At 29.3% G+C, this 12,624-nt stretch carries 22 protein-coding genes and 2 pseudogenes; 23 read left to right on the top strand and 1 reads right to left on the bottom strand.

Features of this window, described 5'->3' with window-relative positions; translation table 11 throughout:
* The first annotated feature begins 6 nt into the window (after positions 1–6).
* The 18 genes and pseudogenes from RH99_RS18285 (at position 7) to RH99_RS07875 (ending at position 9,768) form a co-directional block, all read left to right on the top strand.
* Positions 7–723, top strand: a complete 717-nt coding sequence (locus tag RH99_RS18285) for a hypothetical protein (RefSeq protein WP_050993345.1) — start codon at positions 7–9, stop codon at positions 721–723.
* Between the two features lie 38 nt (positions 724–761).
* A pseudogene (locus RH99_RS07940) lies at positions 762–2,072 on the top strand (phage portal protein).
* A complete protein-coding gene (locus tag RH99_RS07935; protein ID WP_010236292.1) occupies positions 2,065–2,958 on the top strand; it encodes a minor capsid protein in 894 nt (297 codons plus the stop codon). The pseudogene RH99_RS07940 and the gene RH99_RS07935 overlap by 8 nt, the downstream one beginning before the upstream one ends.
* A gap of 98 nt (positions 2,959–3,056) precedes the next feature.
* Positions 3,057–3,635 (top strand): DUF4355 domain-containing protein, encoded by a 579-nt coding sequence (locus tag RH99_RS07930; RefSeq protein WP_010236289.1) that lies wholly within the window; start codon positions 3,057–3,059, stop codon positions 3,633–3,635.
* A gap of 157 nt (positions 3,636–3,792) precedes the next feature.
* Positions 3,793–4,635 (top strand): hypothetical protein, encoded by an 843-nt coding sequence (locus tag RH99_RS07925; protein ID WP_010236286.1) that lies wholly within the window; start codon positions 3,793–3,795, stop codon positions 4,633–4,635.
* 18 nt (positions 4,636–4,653) lie between these two features.
* On the top strand, positions 4,654–4,806 hold the full coding sequence (locus RH99_RS19355; RefSeq protein WP_162829317.1) for a hypothetical protein: 153 nt from the start codon (positions 4,654–4,656) through the stop codon (positions 4,804–4,806).
* Between the two features lie 31 nt (positions 4,807–4,837).
* A complete protein-coding gene (locus RH99_RS07920) occupies positions 4,838–5,137 on the top strand; it encodes a phage head-tail connector protein (RefSeq protein ID WP_010236284.1) in 300 nt (99 codons plus the stop codon).
* Positions 5,138–5,198: 61 nt separating this feature from the next.
* Positions 5,199–5,300, top strand: a complete 102-nt coding sequence (locus RH99_RS20030) for a hypothetical protein (RefSeq protein WP_373854704.1) — start codon at positions 5,199–5,201, stop codon at positions 5,298–5,300.
* Positions 5,301–5,525: 225 nt separating this feature from the next.
* Complete coding sequence (locus tag RH99_RS18280) at positions 5,526–5,894, top strand: helix-turn-helix domain-containing protein (RefSeq protein ID WP_010236280.1); 369 nt, start codon at positions 5,526–5,528, stop codon at positions 5,892–5,894.
* 29 nt (positions 5,895–5,923) lie between these two features.
* Positions 5,924–6,241: a hypothetical protein gene (locus RH99_RS07910; protein WP_010236277.1), complete on the top strand. Its 318-nt coding sequence runs from the start codon at positions 5,924–5,926 to the stop codon at positions 6,239–6,241.
* Between the two features lie 16 nt (positions 6,242–6,257).
* A complete protein-coding gene (locus RH99_RS07905) occupies positions 6,258–6,599 on the top strand; it encodes an HK97-gp10 family putative phage morphogenesis protein (protein WP_010236274.1) in 342 nt (113 codons plus the stop codon).
* A gap of 131 nt (positions 6,600–6,730) precedes the next feature.
* On the top strand, positions 6,731–6,997 hold the full coding sequence (locus RH99_RS07900) for a hypothetical protein (RefSeq protein ID WP_243441471.1): 267 nt from the start codon (positions 6,731–6,733) through the stop codon (positions 6,995–6,997).
* A gap of 27 nt (positions 6,998–7,024) precedes the next feature.
* Positions 7,025–7,474 carry a hypothetical protein gene (locus tag RH99_RS19705; protein WP_243441470.1) on the top strand — a complete coding sequence of 150 codons (450 nt, stop codon included), beginning with the start codon at positions 7,025–7,027 and terminating at the stop codon, positions 7,472–7,474.
* Between the two features lie 75 nt (positions 7,475–7,549).
* A complete protein-coding gene (locus RH99_RS19700) occupies positions 7,550–7,921 on the top strand; it encodes a SwmB domain-containing protein (RefSeq protein ID WP_243441469.1) in 372 nt (123 codons plus the stop codon).
* 78 nt (positions 7,922–7,999) lie between these two features.
* The gene (locus RH99_RS07890) at positions 8,000–8,344 is read left to right on the top strand and encodes a hypothetical protein (RefSeq protein WP_010236269.1); all 345 of its coding nucleotides are present in this window, start codon (positions 8,000–8,002) and stop codon (positions 8,342–8,344) included.
* A 20-nt stretch (positions 8,345–8,364) separates the two neighbouring features.
* Positions 8,365–8,712: a hypothetical protein gene (locus RH99_RS07885; protein ID WP_158511943.1), complete on the top strand. Its 348-nt coding sequence runs from the start codon at positions 8,365–8,367 to the stop codon at positions 8,710–8,712.
* 3 nt (positions 8,713–8,715) lie between these two features.
* Positions 8,716–9,057, top strand: coding sequence for a hypothetical protein (locus RH99_RS07880; protein WP_026038435.1), 342 nt, complete (start codon positions 8,716–8,718; stop codon positions 9,055–9,057).
* A gap of 18 nt (positions 9,058–9,075) precedes the next feature.
* The gene (locus RH99_RS07875) at positions 9,076–9,768 is read left to right on the top strand and encodes a hypothetical protein (protein ID WP_206771403.1); all 693 of its coding nucleotides are present in this window, start codon (positions 9,076–9,078) and stop codon (positions 9,766–9,768) included.
* On the opposite strand, the gene RH99_RS18935 is transcribed toward RH99_RS07875, so the two are convergent.
* Positions 9,711–9,950 (bottom strand): hypothetical protein, encoded by a 240-nt coding sequence (locus tag RH99_RS18935; protein ID WP_138990625.1) that lies wholly within the window; start codon positions 9,948–9,950, stop codon positions 9,711–9,713. The genes RH99_RS07875 and RH99_RS18935 overlap by 58 nt on opposite strands.
* 4 nt (positions 9,951–9,954) lie before the next feature.
* Between RH99_RS18935 and RH99_RS07870 the strand changes: the two genes are divergently transcribed.
* The 5 genes and pseudogenes from RH99_RS07870 to RH99_RS18570 form a co-directional block, all read left to right on the top strand.
* Complete coding sequence (locus tag RH99_RS07870) at positions 9,955–10,161, top strand: hypothetical protein (RefSeq protein ID WP_206771402.1); 207 nt, start codon at positions 9,955–9,957, stop codon at positions 10,159–10,161.
* A 21-nt stretch (positions 10,162–10,182) separates the two neighbouring features.
* A complete protein-coding gene (locus tag RH99_RS19220; RefSeq protein ID WP_010236264.1) occupies positions 10,183–10,356 on the top strand; it encodes a hypothetical protein in 174 nt (57 codons plus the stop codon).
* Positions 10,357–10,524: 168 nt separating this feature from the next.
* The gene (locus tag RH99_RS07865; RefSeq protein WP_010236262.1) at positions 10,525–11,130 is read left to right on the top strand and encodes a phage tail protein; all 606 of its coding nucleotides are present in this window, start codon (positions 10,525–10,527) and stop codon (positions 11,128–11,130) included.
* Positions 11,131–11,308: 178 nt separating this feature from the next.
* On the top strand, positions 11,309–12,133 hold the full coding sequence (locus RH99_RS19490; protein ID WP_010236260.1) for an SHOCT domain-containing protein: 825 nt from the start codon (positions 11,309–11,311) through the stop codon (positions 12,131–12,133).
* A 321-nt stretch (positions 12,134–12,454) separates the two neighbouring features.
* Positions 12,455–12,586: pseudogene (locus RH99_RS18570) on the top strand (sporulation initiation factor Spo0A C-terminal domain-containing protein); the annotation flags it as partial.
* Positions 12,587–12,624: the final 38 nt, after the last annotated feature.

Below are 12,624 nucleotides of genomic sequence, written 5' to 3'. Positions count from 1 at the left end.
AAAGAGATGCAATATAAAACCTTATGGCCCGATAAATATGATTGTTTAGATTTAGCTATAGATTACTATAATAATCCAGTGGCATTTAAACAGGAAATGATGAACGATGCATCAAAAATAGGTGAAAAGTGGTTCATATCTAATAGAACTCAATCTTTAGAAGAAATTCAAGGCCATAATTTTATTAAAAATATCCTTGTTTGTGATCCAGCTAATAGTATAAGCAATAAAGCCGATTATTCAGCTTTTGCAGTTGGTGGTTTAGCTGACAATGATTTTCTTTATATTAAAAAAGGTGAATTATTAAAAGTAGGTTTTGATGATTTTTGTAATCATGTTATAAAGCTTTTAAGGGATTTCCCCGAAATAACTCATGTATCTATAGAAAAAAATCTATATATGAGTGCTGATGTATTAAAGATTAAAGAATTAATTAATAAAGATGATGAATTAAAATATAGAAATATCACATTTATAAACAGAATGCAGAAGAAAAATAAAGATGAAAAAATATCTACTATCATAAGTGATGTAAATAATGGCAGAATTATATTTAATCAAGATGATACAGATTTTATAGAGCAAATAATGAGTTTTTGTGGACAGGAGTATTCAGAACATGATGATGCTCCAGATGCAGTAGCACAATCAACAATTGATATTAAAGAAATTGAAGTTATACAAAAAATAAAGATTTTAGATAGAAGAAAGCTAGGATTATAGCTTTTTTTATTTTGCAAAAGAACAGGAGGTAATATTTATTGATTAATAATAATTTACTAACACAATGTAAAACTGATTTTGATTTAAAGTTACATAGATATGAAACCATGAGAAGATATTATGATGGATATACAGATGCTATGCTACATTATCAAATGGTTACTAAGAGAAGTAATAATAAACTCTCATGTAACTTTATTCAGAAGTTTGTTAATGAAGAAGCTTCTTATTGTTGTGGAAATAAAATTACTTATTCAAGCCACAGTAATGACAGTAATGTTATAGAAGATTTAAGACTTAATTTTAAGCATTGAAATACTAATCATGATAAAGAGTTGTGTAAAGAAGCTTTGATTTATAATGAAGCCTATGAATTATATTATATAGATTCAGATGGATTATTTAATAGTCTTATATGTACTCCAAGAGATAGTTATATTTTACAAGATGATTTTGGCAATATAGAATTATTTATAAGATTTTTTAGTAAGAAGTTTGATGAATCAAAGACATTATATGCTGATGTTTATACTAACGAAGATATAACACACTATACTTGTGTAGGCTCAAGTTTTGAACTTATAAAGGGTTCTAAAGTAGATGAAAATATATTCTCTAAAGTGCCAGTAAGTATAGTGAAAATAGGTTCTTATTATGAGAGTTTATATAAAAAGATAAAAGGACTTCAAGATGCTTATGAAACTAATTTAAGTGACATAAGTAACGAAATATCTGATTTTCGTAATGCCTATTTAAAAATAACAGGTTGTGAATTAGATGATGAAACGAAAGATGAAAATGGAAAAACAGATTTAGATAAAATGAAAGAATTAGGTATCTTAAATATGCCTAATAAGGATTCAGATGCGGCATGGGTAATAAAAAATATAAATGATAGCTTTATACAAAATACATTATCTACCCAGGAAGATAAAATATATCAATTAAGTTCCCATATAAACCACAATGAGAAATTAGCTAGTAATACATCTAGTTTAGCTTTAAAGAATAGACTTATAAGCTTAGAGCAGAAATGCAGTGATAATATTCAGGCTTTAGCTGATGCTATTAAATTAAGATTACAATTCTTATTTGAATATCTTAAAATTAAAGAAAACAAGTCTTATGAGTGGAAAGATATAGATTCTAAGTTTACTCCAAACATACCAAGTGATGATTTAATGATGGCTCAAATAATATCTCAACTTAATGGAAAGCTATCTATTAAAACTGGATTAAGTCAATTAAGTTTTGTTTCTAATCCAGGTGCTGAAATGAAGCAATTGCAGGAAGAAAATAAAGCTAATTCTATAGGAGCAGACTTATTAAGTGGTGGTACAGATGGTTAATACTTTAAATCCTATGTATCAAAAGATGATTGAACAAATTAAGTTAGATGCTGAAAAATATGCTGATGAACAAATGAAGAGTGTATATTCTAATCAAAAAGCTAATTTAGAAGAATTGCATCAATATTTAGGTATGCTGTATATAAAAAATGCTGAAAATGGATTATTAAATGTAACACTACAGCAGAAAAAAGTCTTATTAGCTGATATAGATAAAAAGCTTAAAGATATGGGTAAAAATTTAGGTCAGCAAGAAGTGGACCAGGTAATTAATATATTAGCTGACACTTATCCTATGGTTTATTATCACAATGCTTATATACTTGATAGCGGTATGAAGGATGTGCTTAACTTTGGTATCTTAAAAAAGGAATACATTGACGCAGCAGTAAACAATCCTATTGATGGTAAGATATTTTCAGATAGAATATGGACTAACAAAGCTAATTTAGTGGACAATGTTAAACAGGGAATAGTTGATGCCATGAATGGAGATATTCATTTAGATAAATTAGCACGAAATATAAGACAGCAGTTTAATGTAAGTGCTTATGAAAGTCAAAGGCTAGTTAATACTGAAAATGCTAGGGTTCAATCACAGGCTATAGATGATTTAGGAAGAAATGTAGGTGTAGAGAAACAAATGTATACTGCTACTTTAGATGGTAAAACAAGTGAAGAATGTGCAGCACTTGATGGGCACGTTTATGATATTGATGATCCAGATAAAGTAGTTCCTCCTGAAAATCATCCAGGATGTCGCTGTGTACTTATAAATATGCCTAGTGATGATTGGAAGCCAAGTAAAAGACTTGATAATGAAAGTAGAGAATTAATAGACTATCAAGATTATGATTCTTGGGCAAAAGAAAAGGGAATAGATTAAAACAAGTCTTAGAAATAAGGCTTCTTTATTATACAAAAAATTAAATGCACTTTACGGACTATTAGTACATAAAGGGCGAAAAGGAGAGAGATATTTAAATGGCAGTAGAAAATTTTAAAGAGATAACAGATTATTTTGAAACAAACAAAGATAGTGAAGATGTTAAAAATTATGTTGGGGGTTTAATTTCACCTGATAGAGTTGAGAGTTTTTTAAGCACTGATGATGGTAAAAAGTTATTACAACCTAAGTTGGATAAAAATTTCAATAAAGGGTTAGATAGCTGGAAGACTAATAATCTTCAAAAACTTATTGATGATGCAGTAGCAAAAGCTAATCCACAGGAAACAGCAGAACAAAAACAAATTAGAGAACTTACTGAGAGAATTAACAAATCTGAAAAAGAAAAGGCTCATGAAACACTAAGAAATAAGGCTCTTAAAATGGCTACAGATAAGAAGCTACCTTCTGAATTAGTCGATTATTTTATTGGAGCAGATGAAGAAACAACAACCAAGAATCTGGAAAGCTTAGAGAATGTTTTAAATACTAAGGTTAATGATTTAGCAGAAGAAAGGCTTAAAGGCGGATATAAACCACCTAAAAATACTAATACAAATTTAACAGCTGAAGAACAAGCAAAAGCTGAAATTAATAAAATATTTGGTATTAAATAATGACTTTTTGTAATTGTAGTCTTTAAAGAACAAGAAATAAAAAATAAATTTATATAAGAAAGAGGTAATTTAAATTATGGCAAATACAATAGAATACGCAAGTTTATTTCAAAACGCATTAGATGCTCAAGCAGTGGCAGGTGCTACAAGTGGCTGAATGGAAGCAAATGCTGGACAAGTTATATATCGTGGCGGTAAAGAAATAAAGATACCTAACATTAGTATGGATGGTTTAGCAAATTATGATAGAGCACTGGGTTTTACAGCAGGAGATGTAACACATGAATATGAAACAAAGACTATGACACAGGATAGAGGTAGAAGTTTTTCCATAGATGAAAATGAAGTAGATGAAAGTAACTTTGTTGTAACTGCAAGTAATGTTATGGCACAGTTTCAGAGAACACAAGTTATTCCTGAGATAGATGCTTACAGATATAGTAAAATAGCATCTTTAGCAATAGAAGGAAATAGAGCGAGTGGTGGTTATCTTCCAGCAGCAGAAACTATACTTTCTAAATTGAAAGCTGATATTGCAGCAGTAAAGGATGTTGTAGGTGATGTACCACTAGTTATTACAATGAGTTCAATAACTAAAAATATTCTTGAAAGTTCTACAGAAATAGCAAAACAGCTTCAAGTTACTGATTTTGCAAGCGGAGTTTTTTCTACTAAAGTTACTATGGTAGACGATAATCCTATTATTCCAGCGCCTTCAAGTAGATTAAAGACAGCTTATGTATTCAATGATGGTAAGACAGCAGGACAAACAGCAGGTGGTTTTGTAGCAGATGCAGCAGCTAAAAATATTAATTGGTTAATTTGTGCACAGACTTGTCCTATAGCAGTTTCTAAAACTGATGCTATAAGAATATTTGATCCTGAGACTAATCAGAGTGCAAGAGCATATAAATTAGACTATAGAAAGTATCATGATCTTTGGATTCCAGACAATATGTTAGCACATTGTTTTGCAAATATTAAAGAAGCTTTAGCTTAATATTAGAGGTGATTGTATATGAAGCTTAAAAAGTTAAATGTTGTGAGAATAAGTGAAGATAAAAAAATCATAGAAGATTTAATTTCAAAGGGTTTTAAAGAAGTTGAGGAAGTTAAAGAAGTTACTAAAAAATTAGTAGAAGATGAAAAAAACAAGGGTAAGGGTAAATAAACCTTACCCTTTTAAATAGGAGGTAAGTCTTATGGCAATTTTAGATGATGCAAAAATTATATTAAATGTTAGCAATCAAGATGCTCTTATAAATCTTTATTTAAGGCAAGGTTCTACTTTAATTAAGAATTATTTAAAGATTGATAATTTAGATGTAGAAGCTACTTATCCTGATTCTTTACTTCAATATACCGTTGAAACCTTTAGAAAGCATGGTCTTGAGGGAACTAAACAATTTAGCCAAGGTTCTAGAAGTGGTACTTTTACTGATGGATTATCAAATGACGTAAAAGCATTACTACCACTACCATATATACGTTTAATGGGTTAAGATTTTCAGTAGTAACTGTAGTCTTGCTCTTTTTTAATGTAAAAAATCAGGGGGTGTTTGATTGGAGATAGAAAATCCATATGGTTTTATATACATAACAACTAACATGGTTAATGGTAAAAAATACATAGGTCAAAAGATGTTTGACATTAGGAATAAATGAGAAAATTATTTAGGTAGTGGAATTTATTTAAATCATGCTATAGAAAAATATGGTAAAGAAAATTTTCATAGAGATATAGTTGCAATTACTTATTCACGAGAAGAATCAAATAAATTAGAGATTGAATTTATTAAATTACATAATGCAGTTAAATCAGATGATTATTATAATATTGCTGATGGTGGAGATGGTGGAAATACTTATGCTGGTAAAACAGAGCAAGAAATGAATGAAATTAGATATAAGATCAGTGAATCACATAAAGGTCATCATTGTTCAGAGGAAGCGAAGAAAAAAATAAGTGAAGCTAAAAAATATTATAATACTTCAGAAGAGATAAGAAAAAAATTAAGAGAAAGTCATGCTAATTTCAGTGGTGCAAATCATCCGCAGGCAAGAAAAATAATTTGTAGTACTACAGGTGAAATATTTGGTTATATTAATCAAGCTGTTAAAAAATATGGTATACCACAATCTAGTATATCCAAGTGTTGTAAAGGTAAATACAAAACAGCAGGTAGATTACCTAATAGAACTAAAATGGTTTGGATGTATTATGATGAATATTTAGAGAAATATAAAAAAGCAATTTAATTAAATATATAAAAAAGAGGTTGGATAATATGCTAAAAAATACAACATATGCCCTATGGAATAAAGGACAAGGCTCTATTAATAGCCATGGTGATTATGTTACTACAGATATATTTATAAAAAATATAGATTTGGACAAACAACCTTATAATAAAGAATTACTGTTAAAGACATATGGCTATGATGTAGATGTTACAAACCGATTATTCTATGAGCACTATGGAGTTGATGAAGATATTAAAATCAATTCTATACTTAAAACTACAGATGATACAGAAGAATATGAGATAAGAAAATTTATTCGATGGGATACTTATACAGAGATATTTGTATATCAAATAAAATAGAAAGGATGGTGATATAATGTCATCTACTTTTAAAGATTATAGTTCAGAAGTAAAAGCGGCTATTAATGCAAGTAAAAAAGAAATATGCAATGCATGGGGCACAGCTTTAGTGGCTGAATATCAATTAAGAACACCAGTTGTAAGTGGAAATATGAGAAGGTCAGAAACCTTTGATACCCTTGATAATAATAGTGGTATTAGAATAGGAACAACGCCAGAAGCGTATTACTCCGAATGGGTAGAACTTGGAAGTTCCAAGCAAAAGGCACAGCATATACTGCAAAATACCATTAATGATAGTTCAAGTAAAATAACTGAAATAGCAGATAAGATTATAGCGTCTAAAATAGGTGATTAATTATATTAAATATGTATGATTATTTAATCGAACAAATACAGCCTATTGTTACATGCTATACAGACGAATATCCACAAGATAAGGAAAGTGCAGAAAATGGAGCTAAAGTATATCCATATGCTACGGTTTTAATGTACAGCGCCATTCCCAATAATGAATATTCTAATAATAACTTAGTGTACATAGATATATGGAGCAATAAGCATGGTATAGAAGAAGTTGAGACTTTAACAGATGCTATATATAAGAAATTAAATAAAATAACAATAATAAAAGACGATATGTTTATACAAATAAGTAGGTATAACCCATGTCGTCTTAATTTGAATGATCCAGACGTTAACTTAAAGAGACGACAATTACGTTTCTTAGTTAAAACATACGAAAGAGATCAATAAAGAAATAGAGAGGCAGGTAATAAATATATGAATAATACAAAAACAGTTGGTTTTACACCCAATACACCTAATAATTTATTAATAGATGCTGGAGCATTATATAAAAATTATGGTACAGATAAAGAAGCTTTAATTGGTGCTACAGCAGGTGGAAATACGTTCACAGTAAAAAGTAATACCCGTACAATTAAGATCGATGGAATTAAAGGTGATATGAAGTATGGAGAAATTATTACGAATACAACAGTAACTTTGGCAACAAATTTATTGGAAGTTACAGCAGAAATATTAACATTATTATTGAGAGGAAATATAGACACCGACTCAGATGCAAGTTATGATATTATAACAGGTAAAACTAGTTTAGATGAATCGGATTATTTAGAAAATCTAGCATTAGTGGGAAAAATAAGTGGAAGTGAATTACCAGTTATTATAATTCTAAAGAATGCAGCAAATACAGATGGACTCAAATGAAATACAAAGGACGATAATGATAACGTTTTAGCATGTACATTTACAGCTTATATAGATCCTTATGCTATAGATGAATTGCCATTCGAAATTAGGTTCCCAAAAGCAAATGTATCAACTATATTTACATTAAGCCAAACACCTATTATATCTAATAATAAGGTATTATTAACATTTACAGATACAGTAACGACTCCAGTACCAAAAGATGGCTTTACGGTAACAGTAGCAGATACAATAGATGGTATTGCTACAACAGATGTTATTACAGATGCAGAAATAGGGGTTAATAACCAAAATACAATAGAATTAACATTAACTACAGTACCAACAAGTGGTCAAATAGTTACAGTGGCATATAATAAAAATACAAATATGCTTAACAATGTTAAATCTACAAACGGATTGTATTTAAATTCAATTCCAACAACAACTGTAACGAACAACTAATTAAAAGTACCTTTCAATAGGTACTTTTTACGTTAGAAAATTAAATAAAAATAAATATAAGAAAGAGGTAATAATAATATGAGAAAATTACAATTTGGAGATCTATTTACATTAACTAGAATTATTAAAAAAATGAATATAAAGGCAGAAATAAAAGGATTAATAACAGATATATCAAACAAAACTCCTAAAGAAAAAGAAGAAGCACAGCAAAATCTACAAGTAGAATTAACAATGTTATTTGTAGAACATTTAGGAGATGCACAACAAGAAATATATAAATTATTTGCAGATATAAGTAGCCAGTCTATAGGTGAAGTAGAAAACATGGAATTAAAAGATGTTATGGAGATAGTAAATTCAATATTTAATGATGACCAATTTTCTGATTTTTTCGGACAGGCACTGAACTCTGCAAAATAATTCAATTTGCACATAGTATAGTGCCTGAAGATTTTGATGAATATGAGTGCATGGATACAATTTTAAGTAGATACAATAATATTGATTATGTAATTAATTTAAGATTTTTTGATGGATTTAAACTAATTGAAAAGATGAATATAAAGATCGCTGAAGATAGACTCTTTGAACAATGGAATATAGAGCATATTTATATGGATAAAAATAATTATATGAGTTTTGAAGATTATAAAAATAAAGCATTTAAAAATACAAATACAGATACAAAAAGTTCTAAAAAAATAACAAAAGAAGAAGCATTAGCAGAAGCGGAAAGAATACGAAAATTAGATAACTTAAATAGAAATAATCAAAAAGGGGGTGATTAACGAATGAAATTATTTAGTATATTTGGAGAATTATTACTAAAAGATAATGCAAGTACAGAACTTGATAAAGCAGGAGAAAAAGCAAAAGGGCTATCAGGAATATTTGAAAGCTCTTTTGGGAAAATAGGGAGTCTTGCTCTTAAATTAGGCGCTGTATTAGGTGTGGGTTTTGGCTTTAAAGCCTTAATAGATCAGGGATATAAACTGGCTGAAAGTGCTAGCAATTTATCGGAAGCACAGAATGTAGTCCAACAGACATATAAGAATAGTGCAAAATCTATTGAAGATTGGACACAAACAACAGCTAAAAGTGCTGGTATATCTCAAACAGCTAGTACACAATGAGTTGGATTCATGGGTGCTATGCTTAAATCTAGTGGAGTTACTGAACAAAAAGCTGGGGATATGTCCAAGAAACTTGTACAACTAACAGGAGACATGAGTTCTTTTTATAATGTAGGTACTTCTGATATGTGGGAAAAAATCAGATCTGGTATATCTGGAGAAACGGAGCCATTAAAAGCACTTGGTATTAACATGTCCGTAGCTAATTTACAAGCTTATGCATTATCTGAAGGTATTAAAAAGCCATATGCTCAAATGAGTCAATCAGAACAAACTATATTAAGATATAATTATCTTATGAACGTTACAAAAGATGCTCAAGGGGATTTTGGCAGAACATTAAGTGGAAGTTTTGCGAATCAGATTAGAGTTGCACAATTGAATCTTGCTACATTAGGGCAAAGTGTTGGTACATTATTATTACCAGCTTTTAATAGTGCGGTTACTTGGTTTAATGGCAACATGCCAAAGATACAAGATGCTATAAAAAATGCAATAAATGGCTCTAAAGATATTATTAGCAATGGGATGAAATTTATAAGCCAGGCAATAACTACATTATCACCTATAATTTCAGGAATTATAAAAGATGTTATACAAATAGCTACTAATTTATTCCCTAAGATGGGTAGCAGTGGATCTAATTTAAGTAATCAACTTTTAGGACTTGCAAAGGGTGGATTAACAGCGGTTAAAAATGCACTTGATTGATTTGCACAACATGGAGAAGCTACAAGGGCAATAGTAATTGGTATAGGTTCGGCTTTTGCTACATGAAAAACAATACAAGGCATAATTGGCACTGTAAATAATGTTAAAAATGCTATAAGTACAGTAACAAGTACTATAGGGAATGTTAAAGATAAAATAGATACAGCTAGAGTTGCATTCATGTATTTGCAAGATGGAGTTTTATCTGTAAGTACTAGAATATCTAATTTTGGTTCTAGTGTACTTGATACATTAGGTAGTGGATTAAGTAAAATAGGTGGATTTGCAAGAACAGCCGGCAGTGCTATGCTAGATTTTGGAAAAGCAGCAGCAGAAGGTGCAGTAAGTTTAGCTAAAATGACATTGGAACTTGGAAAACAGGCTATAGCATGAATAGCACAAAAGGCTCAACTTGTGGCTTCAACTATAGCAGAGGGAGCAGCAACAGTAGCACAAACAGCCTTGAATTTAGCTATGTCATTAAATCCTATTGCAATAGTAGTTATAGCAATAGCTGGATTAGTTACAGCATTAGTAGTTTTATACAATAAGAATCAAGCTTTTAGAGATTTAGTTAATGAAGTATGAAACACAATAAAATCTGTAATTGGTGGAGTAATTAATGCTGTAATTGGATTTTTTGGAAATTTGGTTAGCGGTGTAGAAAGTGCTGGAAATGGAATTAAAAATGCTTTTAATGCAGTAGTAAATTGATTTGAAAGTTTACCTAGTCGATTTGTACAATTTGGTGCGAATATGATAAATGGATTGAAAAACGGTATATCGTCTGTTATGGGTACTATAGGAAGCGTTATTAGTAATGGGTTTAATAGTGCTATAAGTTTCTTGACATCGTTACCAGGTAAGGCTCTACAGTGGGGTAAAGATTTTATACAAGGATTAATAGATGGTATTAAAGGTGCTATTGGTGGAGTTATAAATGCCGTTAGTGGTGTAGCTGATAAAATAAAAGGCTTCTTACATTTTTCAGTTCCAGATGAAGGGCCGCTTACCGATTATGAAAGCTGGATGCCTGATTTTATGGGTGGACTTGCTCAAGGAATTGATAAAAATAAATCTAAAGTTACTGATGCAATAAAAGGATTATCAAAAGATATGAGTGTTGGACTTAATCTAAATAAATTAAATCCCATACCAGTAGCTGATAATATAGGACAAGGAATTGTCAATAATAGAAGTATAAATAATACAAATGGAATAGAAAATAGGTCTATACAGCCACAAACTGAAGATCATAGAGTAACTAATAATTATCATATAGATAATGTTAATTTACATGAAGTAAATAATGCGGATGATTTTATAAACGATTTAAATAGATTTGTTAATACACATGCTTAAAAATATAACAAGACAAAATATGTAGTAGTGAAAAATTCAAGGGTGTTGCCAGAAATGGTGATACCCTTTTTTTGACTTTTTATAAGGAATAATGAAGAAATTATTGATATTTGTAGATATTTATGATTATAATGTAAATATGAATTTTTTATTTAATATGTAAAGGAAGTGTTAATAGATGGGTTGTATTGCTATAATAGCTTTAATTTTATTAATATGGTGGGCTGTTGCATCGCCAAGTACGTTTTTTATAGGACTATTTATATTTATAGGACTCTGTATATGGGCGGTTATTTCTAATAATAAAATAAAAGAAACTCAAAAACAAAGACAAATTAAAGAAGATGAAAAAAATAATAAGATATTTGAAGAAAAGAAGATTGAATATAACATATCCAATGATTATAAAATTGTAAACTATAAAAATGGTTTTGCTAAAATATCTAAAGATAAGCAATATATTTGGATTAAAGATCAGAGTTTGTTTTTATTTCCAGCAGTAGTACAAAGCAGAGAGGAAAAATATATTTTGTATAAAATACCATTAAAAGATATCGAATACTATTCAACTCAAGGTAATGTTTCTAAACAAACAAAAATCTCGGGTGGTGGTGGAGAAATAGGAGGAAGTTCAGTAGGAGGAGCAATTGTCGGAGGTGTTATTGCAGGTGGTGCAGGTGCCGTAATTGGTAGTAGGAAAAAAGGTAAAATTGAATCAATAAAGTCCGAAATTATAACTCATGATGATAGGGAAACTTTTTTTAACTATTATGTTAATGGAGAAAGGCATTCAATGTTTTTTGATTTTAAAGATTATATAACTTTAATAAAAATGATACCTGAAAAAGATTACAATAATTTTATAAATATGCAATTATCGAAAGGTTCAATGGTATCAGTTACTGAACAATTAAAAGATTTGGCTGATTTAAAAGGAAAGGGAATAATTACTGAAGAAGAATTTAGTGAAAAGAAGAAAGTATTATTAAATAAAATTAAATAGCATATATTATTTTAGGGTATTGCCAGAAATGGTGATATCATATTTTTTCTTAGGTGTTTGAAATTTTGTACTATCTCAAATTTGAAGAACTTTATTTTTTAGAGTATTTAAGATAAATATAGAAAAATATCTAAATTAAATATTATAAAAAGTAAAATATTAAAAAATAAGGACTTGCAATATATTTTAGGAGAGATATAATATATGTATAAACAATTTGAAAATACACCTATAAAATGAAGAAAATTTATAGGTATTTATTATAGAATTTAATATGCACATAATAATATTTTTAAGTCTGCAAAGTGTTGGTATAACTAAGTTGATACTATAAATAAGCTATTTGGATATACTATACATAATGGAAAGGGTAAACCTACTAATTCTGAATTCATAGCAATGATTGCAGACAAACTTAGACTTAAAAATAAAGCTAGAATGGCAGCTCAGTAAGGGGTTTAAGACGGTTGAGGTTATATCATCAGACCAAC

The sequence above is a fragment of the Clostridium arbusti SL206 genome, from assembly GCF_000246895.1.
Classification (GTDB): domain Bacteria; phylum Bacillota; class Clostridia; order Clostridiales; family Clostridiaceae; genus Clostridium_I; species Clostridium_I arbusti.
The sequence above is the reverse complement of the archived record's forward strand: the minus strand, read 5'-3'. Positions and strand labels throughout refer to the sequence as shown.